Here is a 14,883-nt window from a genome sequence, read left to right on the forward strand (position 1 = left end):
CCGTCGGTGCCCGACCGCCGCCGCGAACCGGCGCAGAACCCGACGCACGTCCAGTTCCGGGCGCCGACGGGGAGGTATTAGTCGCCTCGGCCCCTGTACTCTGTCATGAGCCAGACCTCGGAGCAGTCGGTGCTGCTGTCGGACGACCCCCCGCTCGACCTCCGCCTCTCGGAGTCGGAGCTTGCGGCGACCCGCGAGCGGATCGTCTCGTTCATCCGCGACGTGGTCGACGACGCGGGCGCGACGGGCGCGGTCCTCGGCCTCTCGGGCGGTATCGACTCCACGCTCACCGCGTACCTCGCGGTCGAGGCGCTCGGCGAGGAGGGCCTCCACGGGCTCACGATGCCCTCCGCGGTCAACGACCCGGACGTGATGAGCGACGCCGAGCGGGTCGCCGCGGACCTCGGCATCGAGTACGACGTGGTCGAGATCCAGCCGATCGCGGAGGCCGTCTTCGACGCCGTCCCCGATGCGGCCGACGACCGCACGGCCGCGGGCAACGTCTACGTCCGCACCCGCGCCGTGCTGAACTACTTCGTCGCCAACGCCGAGGACCGCGTCGTCCTCGGGACCGGGAACCGCGCGGAGGCGATGACCGGCTACTACACGAAGTACGGCGACCAGGCGGTCGACTGTAACCCCATCGGCAACCTCTACAAACAGCAGGTGCGCCAGCTGGCCGCGCACGTCGGGGTCCCCCGCGAACTGGTGATGCAGGAGCCGACCGCGGGGATGTGGGAGGGGCAGACCGACGCCGAGGAGATGGGACTCGACTACGACACCGTCGACGCGATCCTCGCGGTCCACGTCGACGGCGGGCTGTCCCGGGCGGCGACGGTCCGCGAACTCGACGTGCCCGAGGCGGCCGTCGACCGCGTGGTCGACCTCCACGAGCGCAGCGCCCACAAGCGGGCGATGCCGCCGGCGCCGGAGCGGTAAGAGGGCTCAGAGCGGTAAGAGGGGTCGGAGCGGCGGGGAGCCGCCGGGGTCGGGAGGACCGTGCGGGACGGCGAGCCGGAGCGGTCAGCGGGGGTCAGGCGTTCTGCGCCCGTTCCTTCGCCACCTCGGCGATCCCGGCGTTCGCCGAGCAGTTCGGGCACGCGTGTACCCGTCTCCGGTCGTCCCCGAAGACCTGGACGAACCGCTCGGAGACGTGCGCCTCGCAGTGTTCACAGGTCGGCATGGCGGTGAATGGTATCGCGGGTCATATTCGACACACGTTCACTTGGTGCCCAGACCTCAAGAGCGCTTTTCAAACTCCGTCCCAAATCAGGCCCAAATTGGGGGACCGAAGCCGGAACACGGGCGAAAAACGCGGGCCGAGAAGGGGGTTAGCGGGCGGGACGGCGACGCGGTCCCGTCGCGCCGCCGCTCTCCCCGCGACCGTCGATCGCTCCGCGCGACGCGCCGCCGACGGGCCCGGCGGTCAGAACTCGCGCAGGGCGTCGAGCACGTCGTAGGCGCTCCCGTCGTCGATGACCTCGCGGGCCGCGTCGAGGCCGTCCTCGATGGAGTCGGCGTCGCCGCCGGCGTAGATCCGGAGCGCGGCGTTGACCGCGACCGCGTCGGCGAAGGCGCCGTCGCGCTCGCCGGCCAGCACTTCTTCCGTGACCGCCGCCGAGTCGGCGGCCACGTCGTCGACCGCGAGGTCCTCCTCCTCGAGGTCCATCCCGTACTCCGCGGTCTCGATCTCGAAGTCGTCGAAGGAGGCGCCCTCGCTTCCGGCCTCGTCGCCGTCGTCGCCCGCGGCGTCCCACTCGGCGACCTTCGTGTAACCCGGGCGCACGTCGTCGTACCCCTCCATGCCCTGGAACATCAGGACGCGGTCGAGGTCGTGGAACTCGCTTTCAACGAACGTGTCGACCACCTTCTTCGCGAACGCGAGGTGGTAGAAGGAGCCGAGGTGGACGGAGGCGCCGGCGGGGTTCGCCAGCGTCTCGACGGTGTTGACGAACGTCCGGACGCCCATCTGGTCGCGCCGGTCGAACAGGTCGTCGATGGCGGGGTTGAACGCGGGCTGGTAGTAGAAGCCGAAGCCGGTCTCGTCGACCATGTCGGCGGAGTCCGAGGGCGTCAGCTCGGTGTGGACGCCCAGTTCGTCTAAGACGTGCTTGTACGCGTCCTGCTTCTGGGTCGGCACGCGGTCGCCGGAGTGGACGACGACCGGGGTGCCGGCCGCGGCCGCGACGGCGCCCGCGGCGACGCCTAAGATTGCGGTCCGGCCCTTCCCGTCGTAGTTGGCGCCGCAGTCGACGGGGTCGGCGTCGGGCTCGGCGTACTCGACGCGGTCGCACATCACGTCGACGTACGCGCCGAGCTCCTCGGGCGTGTTCCGCTTCCAGCGGTTGGAGAGCCAGAACGCCCCGAGCGTCGTCGGGTCCGGCTCGTCCGCGAGGATGCGCTCGAACGCCTCGGTCGCCTGCGCGCGCGTCAGGTCGTCGGCCGACTTGTGGCCGGAGCCGCAGACCTCGGTCATCAGCCGCTTGAGGGGCCAGTCGCCGAACTCCTGGGTCGCCTGAGCCATACGCATCGTTCGGGTTCTCGGACGAAAAGTCCCCCGTTCGACTCCCGCGCGTCGGGAACGCGTCGGGCCGGGACCGTCCCTTTGGAACGCGACCGCAGGCGACGCGCGCCCGCCCGTCCCTCGCATCGCGCGCGAGCGCCGGGCCCGGCCGACCGGGTCGCTCTCTCGGGAATCGTGGTAGTTGTTCGCAAACAATAACCGTATGGATGTCTGTTTATACAAAGAAATGTAATACGTTTCGGTTGTTCTGCGCTTTTCTAATTCTGTATCAGGGCCTAATCAGCGTTAGAGTTATATGTTTGTCCATCTACTGGCCGGCTGTACCCGATGACGTCCAAATCCGTCGCCACCGCGCTCACGCTGTACCGGTCCCGCACGCTGACGCTCGAACAGGCCGCGACCGTCGGCGGCTGCTCGACGGCGCAGCTGGAGGAGAGCGCCCGGGCGTTCGCGGCGACGCCCGGCGAGCCCCCCGCCGACGACTGACGCGCGCTCGTCCGCATCGACACCCGTCTCGCTGACGCTCGACGCGCTGACGCTTGACGCGCTCCCGCTGACGCTCGACGCCCTCCGAAACCCGTACGTACGCCCGCCCCCTATTCGAGGTAATGAGTCTGGACGCCGACTGGCGGGCCGACGTCGACGCCGTCGACGCGGCCCTCATCGACGAGTACCAGAGCGGCTTCCCCGTCGCGGAGCGCCCGTTCGAGCGGGTCGCCGACGAGATAGCGACCGAGACGGGCGCCGCGGTCGACGCCGACGAGATCCTCCGGCGCGTCCGCGACCTCCGCGAGCGCGGCGTGTTCCGCCGGTTCGGTGCAGTTCTCAACCCGCCGGTCATCGGTTCCTCGACGCTGGCGGCGGTGCGCGCCCCCGAGGACCGCTTCGACGAGGTCGCCGAGGTCATCAACGGCTACCGGCAGGTGAACCACAACTACCGCCGCGACCACGAGTGGAACCAGTGGTTCGTCGTCACCGCCGGCTCGCGGGAGCGACGCGACGAGATCCTCGACGAGATCGAGGAACGGACCGGCTGCGAGGTCCTCGCCCTGCCGATGCTCACTGACTACTACATCGACCTGGAGTTCCCCGTCGTCAACGCCGACCGGTTCGCGCGCGAGTCCCTCGACGAGACCGACGTGTCCGCCACCCGCATCTCCGAGGACGCGCGCGGCGACCTCTCCGCGCTCGACGCCGACCTCCTCTTGGCGATCCAGGACGGCTTTCCGCTGTCCGCGACCCCCTACGAAGACGTGGCGGCGGAGATCGGTGCCCCCGTCGACGACGTGCTCGCCGCGGTCGAGCGCCTGCTCGCCGACGGCTGTATCAAGCGCGTCGGCTGTATCGTCAACCACGTCGTCACCGGGTTCACGAACAACTGTATGGTGGTCTGGGACGTGCCGGACGACGAGCTCGACGAGCGCGGCGAGGCGGTCGGCAGCCTCCCGTACGTCACCCTCTGTTACCACCGACCGCGCCGCCCCGACCGGGACTGGCCGTACAACATGTTCACGATGATCCACGGCCGCGAGGCCGAGGCGGTCGACGCGAAGATCGACGAGCTGGCGGCCGACCACCTCCCGTTCGCCCACGAGCGGCTCTACTCGACCGAGACGCTGAAACAGACCGGCGCGCGCTACGAGGACCTGGTCGCGGACGGGGAGTAAACAGACTGGAAGGCGAGCGGGAACGGACAGGAAAACGGGACGACCCGGGCCGCGGTTCAGTCGTCGCCGAGGACGGTCGTCCGCTCGCCGGCGGCGGAGTCGCCCGCGACGCGGTCGCCGTCGACGCCGCGGTCGGCGCCGAGGCGGTCGAGCGCGTCGGCGCCCGCGACCGCGACGACGACGAAGCCGACCTTCGAGACGATGTCGAGGTAGACGAACACGAGCATTTCCGTCGCGGGCGTCAGCAGCCCGAGCCCGGTGGGCGCGAGCAGCCACACGACCGGGTACAGCGTCCACAGCACCACCGTGATGTTCCGGAGCGTGCCGAAGACGGCGCGGACTCGGTCGCTCTCGGCCGAGGCCGACCGCGGGAGCGAGACGAGGAGCCCGTAGACGAGCGCGAGGTACGCCGCCCCGGCGACGCCGAAGGCGACCCACGAGACCGCTCCGGTCGTCGCGGCGGCGATGATACCGCCGGCGATGATCACCACGTCGACCCCGATCAGCCCGGCGAGTACGCGCCGCGACGGTCGCGCGAGCAGCCCGAGGTAGAGGAGGAGAAGCGGCGTCGTCAGGAGCCAGTCGACGTATCGAGCGACGTCGAGCTCCCCGGCCGACAGCGAGACGCTGCCAAACCCGAGCGCCATCAGGAGGTACGCGACCGCCGCGATACCGGTGACGCCGGCGAGGGTGCCGTAGTAGACGGCGTGCGACTCGCCGGCCTCCGAGGACCGGGAGAACCACGCCCACAGCGGGGGAACCGTCCCGGCGCCCATCGCGAGGGCGCCGATCCACGCCCAGACGGCGGTGTCGACGAGCATCTCAGTTCACCTCCTCCCCGGCGGCCGCGCCGTCGCCGCCGTCGTCGCGCGAGAAATCGAACTCGGCCCCCGCACCGCCAGCGGTCCCTCCGTCGGGAGCCGCGGTGGCGTCGGGCGCCGCGCCGCGCCCCGTCGCTCTGTTCGGGCCGTCGAGGCCCTCGTCGGTCGCGAACGCGAAGTCGTCGACCGCGTCGCGCAGCGCGAGCGCGCGGTCGGAGAGCGACCCGGCCGCGGTCTCGACCGCCCCCAGGGTCCGCTCCTGTTCGTCGACCGCGCCGGTCACGTCGCCGGCCGCGCTGGCCGTCTGCGCGCTGATCGCGGAGACGTCCTCGACGTGGCCGACGACCGCGTCGACCGAGTCCGCCTGCGTCTCGGTGGCGCGGGTGATTTCGGTCATGCTGGCGTCGGTACGCTCGGAGGCCTCCGCGAGGCGCTCTAAGGCGTCGATGGAGGTCTCGACCGTGTCGACGCCGGCGGAGATCCGCTGTTCGGTGCGCGCCATCGCGTCGGCGCCCGTCTCCGCGCGCTCCTGAACGGCGTGGATCCGGGCCTCGATCTCGCTGGCCGACGCCTGCGTCTCCTCAGCCAGCGACTTCACCTCCTCGGCGACGACCGCGAAGCCGGCGCCCTCGGCGCCGGAGCGGGCGGCCTCGATGGAGGCGTTCAGCGCGAGCAGGTTCGTCTGCTCGGCGATCTCCGAGATGGTGTCGACCACCTCGCCGATCTCCTCGACCTCCGCCGCGAGCGCCTCGACCTCCGCGGTCGTCTCCGCGGTCGTCTCCTCGACCGCGTCCATCTCCGCGAGCGCCTCCTCGGCGGCCTCGCGGCCCTCCTCGCCGACCTCGGCCGCGTGTTCCGCGGTCTCCGCGACGTCGGTGACGGTGGAGGCGACCTCCTCGGCGGACGAGGCGAGGTTCTCCGCCTCGTCGGTCGCCGCCCGCAGGTCGTCGCGCTGGGTGCGGGCCCCCTCGGCGATCTCCGAGACCGCCTCGCTCACGGTCCCAGTCGTCGCCCGCAGGTCGTCCGTGCGGTCGTCGACGGTCCCGGCCACGTCGGCGGTGTCCTCGGCGACCGTCGCGACGGACGCGACCGTCCCCTCCAGCTCGTCGGCCATCTCGTTGAACGCGGCGCCGACGCGCGCCATCGCCGCGCTGTCGCTCTCCGGGTCGACCCGCCGCGTCAGGTCGCCGTCGGCGAGCGCGCGCATCGCGGTCTCGTACTCGGTCGCCTTCTCCTCGACCGTCTCGGCGCGCGCGTCGGCCTCCCGCCGCGCCCGCTCCGCCTCCTCGCGGGCCGACTCGGCGTCGGCGATCTCCGAGCGCAGCGAGCCGCGCATCTCGTCGAACGCCCCGAACAGCCGCCCGATCTCGTCGGTCCGGCCCGTGTCGAGCCGCACGTCGAGGTCGCCCTCGGCCATCCGCTCGGCCTTACCCGTGAGCTGCCGCAGGGAGATGACCGTGTTCGATCCGATCGTGACGCCGATGAGCGCGAGCCCGATCACCGTCAACAGCGTCATCCCGACGAGCCCGGACCGCACCGCTTCGCCCGCGGCGCCGGCCGCCTCGGCGCGAAGGTAGACGATAACTCCGTATGAGACTGAGACCCCCATGACCCCGACCAGCGACAGAGCGAGCTTCGCGCCGTAGCTCGATCGGACGCCCGGGGCCGATCCTGCTTGCATGTGTACTCGACCGCAGGGATCGCGCCGTGATAATAACCCTCCCCAGGATATTAACGGTGATAATCACTCTCGGCGCGGCGCCCGGCGGTCGCGGGGAGGCGACTCCGGCGACGCGGTCCGACCGAGGCCGGTCTCTCGACCCGCTCCGGACCGGTACGTTGAGGCCGCCGCCGGCCGCACGGTGAGACATGGCGACCGCTTTCGACAGGCTCGGATACGGGACGTACAAGCTGGCGGACGGCGAGGAGTGCGCGGCCGGGGTCGCGCACGCGATCGAGACCGGCTACCGCCACGTCGACACCGCCCAGGGGTACGACAACGAGGCCTCGGTCGGCGACGGGATCGACCGGAGCGGCGTCGACCGCGACGACCTGTTCGTCGCGACGAAGCTCTCGACGGACAACCTCTCGTACGACGACGCCGTCGAGACCGCCCGCGCCAGCCGGGACCGGCTCGGCGTCGACTCGATCGACCTGCTGTACGTCCACTGGCCGATCAACAGCTACGACCCCGAGGAGACGCTGCCCGCGCTCGACGACCTCGTCGACGACGGCGTGATCGACCGGATCGGGCTCTCGAACTTCGAGCCGGACCAACTGGACGAGGCGATTGACCGCCTCGACCACGACGTGTTCGCCCACCAGGTCGAGTGTCACCCCCTGCTCCAACAGGAGCGGCTCCGCGAGTACGCGGTCGAGGACGGTCACTGGCTCGTCGCCTACTCGCCGATCGCGCGCAACCGCGTCGCCGACGTCGACGCGCTCCGCGAGGTCGCCGCGGCGCAGGACGCGACCCCCGCGCAGGTGAGCCTCGCGTGGCTGCTCTCCAAGGAGCGCGTCGCGCCGATCCCGAAGGCGGCCGACCACGGTCACGTCGAGGAGAACTGGGCCGCCCGCGAGATCGACCTGACCGACGAGCAGATCGCCCGGATCGACGGGCTCGACCGCGGCGAGCGGGTCGTCGACTTCGCGGAGGCCCCTTGGAACTGAGCCCGCGCTCCGGAGCGTTCAATACCGCTACTGTCCCCTCATAGTCGGTTTAACGGTCTTCCGTGTCGAGTGATAGTGTGTGCCGGAGTCGAGCCCACGGTCCGACCGCGGCCCCGCCCCGGAAGCCGACGGCGACGCGGACGGCGAGTCGGGTCCCCGCGACCGTCCGGCCCTCCTCGCCGCCACGCCCGACCCGGAGGCGGTGTCGGACCGGCTCCGCACGCTCGCCGCCCTCGCGGGCCTCCTCGGTCTCTTGTTGACGCTGATCGCGCTGGAACTGCTCGTCCGTCTCTGACCCGTCCGCCGCCGGACCGAAACTGAACGCCAGATCTCCCCGATCCGCCGGCGGATCCGTCCTCCCCGGTAGTTTCACTTCCGCTTTCGGGCGCGTTTTTAAAAAGTGCGGGCACGACAGTCCGGACATGGCTCAGTCCACGTTCGACGACGACGACCTGTTCGGCGAGGCGGCCGAGGAGACCCGCGCGGAGGTCGAAGAGCACCTCGCGGCGGCGCGCGACCAGCTCCCCGACCCGGACGCGGTGTGGGAGACGGACGCGGACAACGTCCTCGGCGCGCTCAACGGGCTGAAGTCCGCGCTCGACGCCGGCGACGCGGTCGACAGCGTGCGCTCGGCGAAGAAGGCGTACGTCCTCGGCGAGCGGGCCGACGCGTTCGACGACGCCGACGACCTGAAGGCGGAGATAGAGGAGCTGGAGTCGCTCGTCGGCGACATCGAGAGCGCGGCCGACGAGGTGGCCTCCCTCACCGGCACCGTCCCCGCGATCCGCGGCGCGCTCCAGGACGCGGCCGACGAGGAGTAGCCCCTCTCGCTTCCTCAGGTCTCCCGGTCGACCACCGCCGCCGCCAGCTCGGCGAGCGACGCGCTCGCGCGGTCGAGCAGCTCCCGCCCGCGCTCCGCGTCGCCCGCCCGCGGGTCGCCGACGACGCCGTTGTCGGTGAACTCGTCGGAGTCGTGCGCGAGGTTCACCCCGGCGACCCACTTGCCCCACCGCTCGGCGGCGCCCGCGCTCGCCTCGTCGACCCGCTCCTCGCGGACCAAGTCGGGGTTCGTCGCGCGCAGCAGCGCGGTCTCCAGCGGCCCGGCGTGACCCATGTCGCTCGCGTGGTCGCCGACCGCCTCGAACCAGGTGAACGCGACGCCGTACCCCGCGTGGGCGTCGTCGCGCGAGAACCGCCGGGCGACCTCCGCGAGCGCCTCGACGTTCCCCCCGTGGCCGTTGACGAACACGACGCGGTCGACCCCGTGCGAGACCAGCGACTCGGCGGACTCCCGGACGTACGCCCGGAACGTCTCCGGCGAGACCCACATCGTCCCGTCGAACGCGCGGTGTTCCTCGGCGACGCCGACCGGGACCGCCGGCGCGACCGCGACCCCTCCGCGCTCCGCGGCGGCGGCCTCGCTCGACGCCGCCGCCTCGTAGGCGTCGGCGCCCGCCTCGGCGACCGCGACGGCGTTCAGGGTGTCGGTGCCGAGCGGGGCGTGCGGCCCGTGCTGTTCCGTGCTGCCGACCGGGAGGAACGCGACGTCGACGTCGGCGTCGCGGACGTCGGTCCACGTGACCTCGCTGAGGCGCATATCCGCACCTCGGCGCGCGGCGTGGTATAGGCGGCGGTCACCGCCGACGCCGCCGTCCGGCGGCCACTGGCGGCGAGACCGGTGTCGCGGGCGCTCCCGAGGTATTATGCCCCTCCCCGTAGATCCGGGCCGCATGAGCGGTGACAACGCGGACCACGACTCGGAGGCGCACGAGCCGGCCCCCGCCGTGACGTTCGGCCCGCTGAAGCGGGCGCTCCGCGAGCACCGCTACCCGGTGACGGCGGCGGAGCTGATAGAGCAGTACGGCGCCGCGACGCTGGAGGCGGAGACGACGACGGAGCGGCTCGACAGCCTGCTCGAGGGCCGCGAGGAGACGCAGTTCCGCGACCCCGCAGAGGTCCGCGAGGCGGTCCTCGACGCGCTCGGGTACGCCGACGACTCCCCGGCGCCCGCCGACGAGTGGACTCGGCTGCCGCGGTGACGGTCGACCGGGCCGACGGGTCGCTCCGATCGACCGCGGTCAGTCGTCGTCGCTCTCGGCGTCCTCGACGATCCGGGCGGTGCGCTCCTGCGCCCGGTCGATGAACTCCTGTGGCAGCTCGTCGATCTCGCCGGCCTGAACGCCCCAGAGGTGCGCGTACAGCCCGTCGTTGTCGAGCAGCTCGTCGTGCGTGCCGCGCTCGGCGACCTTCCCGCCCTCCAGAACGAGGATGGTGTCCGCGTCCTTGATCGTCGAGAGCCGGTGGGCGATCGCGAACGTCGTCCGGTCCTCCGTGAGGCGGTCGAGCGAGCGCTGGATCAGCATCTCGGTCTCCGTGTCGACGTCGGAGGTCGCCTCGTCGAGGACGAGGATGTCCGGATCGGTCAACACGGCGCGGGCGATGGTGATCCGCTGGCGCTGGCCGCCGGAGAGCTTCACGCCGCGCTCGCCGACCATCGTGTCGTAGCCGTCGGGGAGGTTCTGGATGAAGTCGTGGGCCTCGGCAGCCTCGGCCGCCTCGCGGACCTCCTCGTCGGTCGCGTCGAACGTGCCGTAGGTGATGTTCTCGCGGACGGTGCCGTAGAACAGGTACGACGACTGCCCGACGTAGCCGATCGCGCGGCGCAGCGACCGCAGCGTCACGTCGCTGACGTTCTGGTCGTCGATCCGGATCTCCCCGTCGTCGACGTCGTACATCCGGAGGAGCAGCTTGAGCACGGTCGACTTGCCGGCCCCGGTCGGGCCGACCAAGGCGAGCGTCTCGCCGCCCTCGACCGCGAAGTCGATGTCCTCGACGATGGTCTCGTCGTCGTAGCCGAAGGAGATGTCGTCGTACACGACGCGGCCGTCGTCGACGACGAGCTCCTCGGCGTCGCGGTCCTCCTCCAGCTTCGAGGGCTCGTCCATCAGCCCGAAGATCCGCGCGGAGGAGGCGCGGGCGCGCTGGTACATGTTGATGATCTGCCCGAACTGTGCCATCGGCCAGATGAACCGCTGAGTGTAGAGGATGAACACGACGAACATCCCCTCGGAGAGCTCGCCCGTGAACGGGCCCGGCGGCCCCTGGAACACCCAGAGTCCGCCGACGACGAACGTGAGGACGAAGCCTATGCCCGCGAGCACGCGGAGGCCGGGGAAGAACTTGATCCGCGTCTCGATCGCGTCCCAGTTGGCGTCGAAGTAGTCGAAGGAGACGTCGTCGACGCGCTCGGACTCGTAGGACTCGGTGTTGGCCGCCTTGATCACCTGGATGCCGCCGAGGTTGTTCTCCAGCCGGGAGTTCATCTTGCCGACCGTCGACCGCACCTCGGCGTACTTCGGCTGGATGATCTTGATGAACACGTAGGTGAACCCGGCGATGACGGGGACGGGGAGCAACGCGACCAAGGCGAGCTGCCAGTTGATCCAGAACAGGAGGACGCCGATCCCGATCACCATCACGGACAGCCGGAACACGGAGTTCATCCCGTCGTTGAGGAACCGCTCCAAGCGGTTCACGTCGTTCGAGAGGATGGACATCATCTCGCCGGTCTGCTTGTCCGAGAAGAAGTCCATGTTGAGCCGCTGCATCTGGTCGTACGTGTCGGTCCGGACGTCGTGCTGGATGTTCTGGGCGAAGGCGTTGAACCCCCAGTTCCGGACCCAGTGGAACCCGGCGCCGAAGGCGAACGCGCCGGCCAGCACCGCGATCGTGAACCAGAACTGGTCAACCTGCGTCGTCGGGAGCCACGCGTCGGGCAGTAGCACCAGCGGGATCTGCTCGTCGAACGCGGCCTCGCCGCGGAAGATGGCGTCGAGAGCGATCCCTAACATTAGGGGCGGGAGCAGGTCGAGCAGCCGCGCGAAGACGCTCGCGAGGATCCCCACCGTCACCTGCGGGACGTAGTCACGGCCGTACTCGACGAACAGCCGCTTCATCGGATTCTCGATCTTGTCCCGCTGCTCCTCGAAGGGATCGTCTTCCTCCCATTCGACGCCACTCATCACCCGGTCGTATCAGGTAAGCGGGCAAATAGGTTTCCTTCGAACCGAAATACATCGGCAGAAAACGCCGGTAGCGCGCGGCCGTTCGGGCGATTTCGCCCGGCCGACCGCGGTCGCCGCGCGGACGCCTCGGCCGATCCGAGAGCGCGACCGTCGCGCGCGCCGGTCCCGGCTCCGACGACCGCACCGCGGACTCGCTCCTCGCGGCCCGGGGTCGGCCTCACAGCTCGCGCCGCTCCACGTCGGGATCGACCCCGGCCTCGTCGAGGTCCTCCCGGATGCGTCGGCGCAGCGGGTCCGGCACCTCGTCGCGGGGGACCGGCGCCGCCGTCTCGCCCTCGTCGTCGGTCGGGACGGACCAGTAGAGGACGCGGGGCGTCTCGGCGTAGAACTCCACCGCGTATCGGTCGCTGCCTCCCTCGTAGTGGACGCGGGCGGCCGCGCCCTCCGCGCGCCACCCCTCCTGTCTGACCAAGGCGGCGATCGGGTCTCGCATGGCCGCGCTCGGGGGCCCGGACACATGTGGGTGTCGGCCGGGGTCGCGACCGAGGCTATTCGCCGGCGGGCCCGGTCGCCCGCTCCCCGCTCCGCCCGCATCGACACCGGTTTACAACCGCCGTCCCGATGACCCGCCATGTCTCTTCGCGTCACGTTCCTCGGGACGGGCGGCGCCGTCCCGACCGTCGAGCGCGCGGCCAGCGCCGTCTTCGTCAACCGCGAGGGCGACCGCTTCCTCTTCGACTGCGGCGAGGGCACCCAGCGCGAGATGATGCGCAGCGGCACGGGGTTCGCCGTCGACCGCGTGTTCGTCTCGCACCTCCACGGCGACCACGTCCTCGGGATCCCCGGCCTCGTCCAGACGCTCGGGTTCAACGACCGCACCGACCCGCTGACGGTCCACTGCCCGCCGGGGACCGACGACCACCTCCGCGACCTCGTCCACGCGGTCGGCCACGACCCGGCGTTCCCGGTCCGGATCGAGCCGGTCGCCCCCGGCGAGGTCGCCTACGAGACCGACGAGTACGCGGTCCGCGCCTTCGAGACGGAACACCGGACCGTCTCGCAGGGGTACGTCTTAGAGGAGGACGACCGCCCCGGCCGCTTCGACCGCCCGAAGGCGGAGGCGCTCGGCGTCCCCGTCGGCCCGAAGTTCGGCCGCCTCCACGAGGGCGAGGCGGTCGAGGCCGAGGACGGCACGGTCGTCGAGCCGGAGCAGGTCGTCGGCCCGCCGCGCCCGGGCCGGAAGCTGGCGTACACCGCCGACACCCGCCCGCGAGAGAGCACCGTCGAGGCCGCCGAGGGCGCCGACCTGCTGATCCACGACGCCACCTTCGCCGACGACATGGCCGACCGCGCCCGCGACACGGCCCACTCCACCGGCCGCGAGGCGGGGTCGATCGCCGACCGCGCGGACGCGAAGCGGCTCGCCCTGGTCCACATCTCCTCGCGCTACGCCGCGGACCCGAGCCCGATCCTCCGGGACGCCCGCGAGGCGTTCGACGGCGAGTGTCTCCTGCCCGACGACGGCGACCTCATCGAGGTGCCGTTCCCCGACGCGGACTGAGTTACTGAGGGTTCGACCGGCCGGTCCCACTCGGATGACTTCGTGACCGGCATGGAGACTGCCGAAGCCCCGGTCGCTCGACCGTACGATGACGGTTTTACTTATAAGCGGTCGTTCGACACGGAGACCGCCGAAGGCCCAGTCGCGAGGCGGGCGCACGCTCGCTGTGCGCCTCGTTCAGTCGCTCGCGCTGCTCGCTCCTTCGCCGCGGTGCTTGCGTCGCCTGCGCCCGCCTCGCGACTGCCCCTTCGAGTCCCGCCCGCACAGCGACCGCACCTCACGCCTCCCCAGCCTCGTCGCTCACTGCGTTCGCGCCTCCCTCGCGCGTGCTTCTCGCGCCCGACGGGCGCTCGAAGGCACGCAGGGAGGCGCGACGCGCCTCTTGCAGCCGGCGGCAGAGCCGCCGGCGACGCCACCGCTTCGTCACCTCCGTCGGATCCGCTTTTGTGTCACTCTGACCCGTGAGACAGTTCCACTTGAAACGAAGCCCGCGCACGGCTGACGGGCGTCTGACGCGAGCGAGGTCGTCCCGTCGGTCGATCTCCGCGGATCGAAAGAACTCCACGTAGCGGCCCTCAGGCGGGCGTTTCGTTCCACTTTCACCGCGGTCACGTACGTTTTAATACCATCTGGAACCAACTGTCGTACGCCTCCCACTGAAAACAAGACCGGAGGCGGAGACACCCCATGAGCGAACTGCGACAGGAAGCGGAAGCGATAGCGGAACAGTTCTCGGACCACACCGACGTCGACCCCGACGACGTCGAGGAGCGCCTCGAAACGCTCGTCGACGAGTACCGCGTGCCGCTCGACGAGGCGAGCCGGAGCGTCACCAACAGCTACCTCGAAGACGCCGGCATGGAGCGCGACGAGCTCGGCCGCGGCGGCAGCGAGGAGGTCCTCGTCAACGACATCGACGAGGACGAGCAGTGGGTCGACCTGCGCGTGACGCTGGTCGACCTCTGGGAGCCGCGCAGCGACTCCATCTCGCAGGTCGGCCTGCTCGGCGACGAGTCGGGCACGATCAAGTTCGTCGCCTTCGAGACCTCCGACCTCCCCGAGCTGACGGAGGGGCAGGCGTACGAGCTCTCGAACGTCGTCACCGACGAGTACGAGGGGAGCTACTCGGTGAAGCTCAACCGGACGACTGGTATCACCGAGATCGACGAGGCGATCGAGGTCGGCGACAACGCCGACACCGTCGAGGGCGCTCTCGTGGACATCCAGTCCGGCTCCGGGCTGATCAAGCGGTGCCCCGAGGAGGACTGTACGCGCGTCCTCCAGAACGGGCGCTGCTCCGAACACGGCCAGGTCGAAGGCGAGTTCGACCTCCGGATCAAGGGCGTCTTAGACGACGGCGAGACGGTCACCGAGGTCATCTTCGACCGCGAGGCCACCGAGGAACTCACCGGCATGACCCTGGAGGAAGCCAAGGACATGGCGATGGACGCGCTCGACACCACCGTCGTCGCCGAGGAGATGGGCGAGGACGTGCTCGGCCGCTACTACCGGGTCACCGGCCCCACCTTCGGCCGGTACGTCCTGGTCGACGAGATGGAGGACCCCGGCGCGGTCGACGTTGAAAGCGCGCTGATCGAAGCGAGGTCGATCTGAA

General features: G+C 70.7%; 16 protein-coding genes. 9 read left to right on the forward strand and 7 right to left on the reverse strand.

Features of this window, described 5'->3' with window-relative positions; translation table 11 throughout:
• Positions 1-105: 105 nt before the first annotated feature.
• A complete protein-coding gene (locus EXE48_RS03070) occupies positions 106-939 on the forward strand; it encodes an NAD+ synthase (RefSeq protein ID WP_053770157.1) in 834 nt (277 codons plus the stop codon).
• A gap of 94 nt (positions 940-1,033) precedes the next feature.
• Here the strand turns inward: EXE48_RS03070 and EXE48_RS18655 are convergent, their stop codons facing one another.
• Positions 1,034-1,183: a DUF7563 family protein gene (locus EXE48_RS18655; RefSeq protein WP_167551883.1), complete on the reverse strand. Its 150-nt coding sequence runs from the start codon at positions 1,181-1,183 to the stop codon at positions 1,034-1,036.
• 243 nt (positions 1,184-1,426) lie between these two features.
• Complete coding sequence (locus tag EXE48_RS03075; RefSeq protein ID WP_053770156.1) at positions 1,427-2,524, reverse strand: anthranilate phosphoribosyltransferase; 1,098 nt, start codon at positions 2,522-2,524, stop codon at positions 1,427-1,429.
• Between the two features lie 327 nt (positions 2,525-2,851).
• On the opposite strand from EXE48_RS03075, the gene EXE48_RS18660 reads away from it, so the two are divergent.
• Positions 2,852-3,010: a DUF7317 family protein gene (locus EXE48_RS18660; protein WP_167551882.1), complete on the forward strand. Its 159-nt coding sequence runs from the start codon at positions 2,852-2,854 to the stop codon at positions 3,008-3,010.
• A gap of 122 nt (positions 3,011-3,132) precedes the next feature.
• Positions 3,133-4,191: a siroheme decarboxylase subunit beta gene (gene ahbB / locus EXE48_RS03080; protein WP_137705127.1), complete on the forward strand. Its 1,059-nt coding sequence runs from the start codon at positions 3,133-3,135 to the stop codon at positions 4,189-4,191.
• A gap of 56 nt (positions 4,192-4,247) precedes the next feature.
• Here the strand turns inward: ahbB and EXE48_RS03085 are convergent, their stop codons facing one another.
• Both EXE48_RS03085 and EXE48_RS03090 read right to left on the reverse strand, forming a co-directional pair.
• Positions 4,248-5,012, reverse strand: a complete 765-nt coding sequence (locus EXE48_RS03085; protein WP_137710736.1) for a bacteriorhodopsin — start codon at positions 5,010-5,012, stop codon at positions 4,248-4,250.
• A 1-nt stretch (position 5,013) separates the two neighbouring features.
• Positions 5,014-6,693, reverse strand: a complete 1,680-nt coding sequence (locus EXE48_RS03090; protein ID WP_137705129.1) for a methyl-accepting chemotaxis protein — start codon at positions 6,691-6,693, stop codon at positions 5,014-5,016.
• A gap of 188 nt (positions 6,694-6,881) precedes the next feature.
• Here EXE48_RS03090 and EXE48_RS03095 point away from each other — a divergent pair, with 188 nt between their 5' ends.
• From EXE48_RS03095 to EXE48_RS03105, 3 genes are all read left to right on the forward strand, one after another.
• Positions 6,882-7,682, forward strand: coding sequence for an aldo/keto reductase (locus tag EXE48_RS03095; RefSeq protein ID WP_053770152.1), 801 nt, complete (start codon positions 6,882-6,884; stop codon positions 7,680-7,682).
• Positions 7,683-7,761: 79 nt separating this feature from the next.
• A complete protein-coding gene (locus EXE48_RS03100; RefSeq protein WP_053770151.1) occupies positions 7,762-7,977 on the forward strand; it encodes a hypothetical protein in 216 nt (71 codons plus the stop codon).
• Between the two features lie 127 nt (positions 7,978-8,104).
• Positions 8,105-8,503 carry a DUF5790 family protein gene (locus EXE48_RS03105; protein ID WP_053770150.1) on the forward strand — a complete coding sequence of 133 codons (399 nt, stop codon included), beginning with the start codon at positions 8,105-8,107 and terminating at the stop codon, positions 8,501-8,503.
• A 14-nt stretch (positions 8,504-8,517) separates the two neighbouring features.
• Here EXE48_RS03105 and EXE48_RS03110 read toward each other — a convergent pair whose 3' ends face one another.
• The gene (locus tag EXE48_RS03110; RefSeq protein WP_137705130.1) at positions 8,518-9,279 is read right to left on the reverse strand and encodes a creatininase family protein; all 762 of its coding nucleotides are present in this window, start codon (positions 9,277-9,279) and stop codon (positions 8,518-8,520) included.
• 106 nt (positions 9,280-9,385) lie between these two features.
• Here EXE48_RS03110 and EXE48_RS03115 point away from each other — a divergent pair, with 106 nt between their 5' ends.
• Positions 9,386-9,721, forward strand: a complete 336-nt coding sequence (locus tag EXE48_RS03115; protein WP_199236339.1) for a DUF5789 family protein — start codon at positions 9,386-9,388, stop codon at positions 9,719-9,721.
• 39 nt (positions 9,722-9,760) lie between these two features.
• Here EXE48_RS03115 and EXE48_RS03120 read toward each other — a convergent pair whose 3' ends face one another.
• Positions 9,761-11,704: an ABC transporter ATP-binding protein gene (locus EXE48_RS03120; protein ID WP_137705131.1), complete on the reverse strand. Its 1,944-nt coding sequence runs from the start codon at positions 11,702-11,704 to the stop codon at positions 9,761-9,763.
• A gap of 220 nt (positions 11,705-11,924) precedes the next feature.
• Positions 11,925-12,200, reverse strand: coding sequence for a DUF7538 family protein (locus EXE48_RS03125; protein ID WP_137705132.1), 276 nt, complete (start codon positions 12,198-12,200; stop codon positions 11,925-11,927).
• Between the two features lie 138 nt (positions 12,201-12,338).
• Here EXE48_RS03125 and rnz point away from each other — a divergent pair, with 138 nt between their 5' ends.
• Positions 12,339-13,268: a ribonuclease Z gene (rnz, locus tag EXE48_RS03130; RefSeq protein WP_053770145.1), complete on the forward strand. Its 930-nt coding sequence runs from the start codon at positions 12,339-12,341 to the stop codon at positions 13,266-13,268.
• Between the two features lie 687 nt (positions 13,269-13,955).
• Complete coding sequence (locus EXE48_RS03135; protein ID WP_053770144.1) at positions 13,956-14,882, forward strand: replication factor A; 927 nt, start codon at positions 13,956-13,958, stop codon at positions 14,880-14,882.
• Position 14,883: the final 1 nt, after the last annotated feature.

It is taken from the genome of Halorubrum sp. ASP1 (assembly GCF_005435135.1).
Lineage (GTDB): Archaea > Halobacteriota > Halobacteria > Halobacteriales > Haloferacaceae > Halorubrum > Halorubrum tropicale.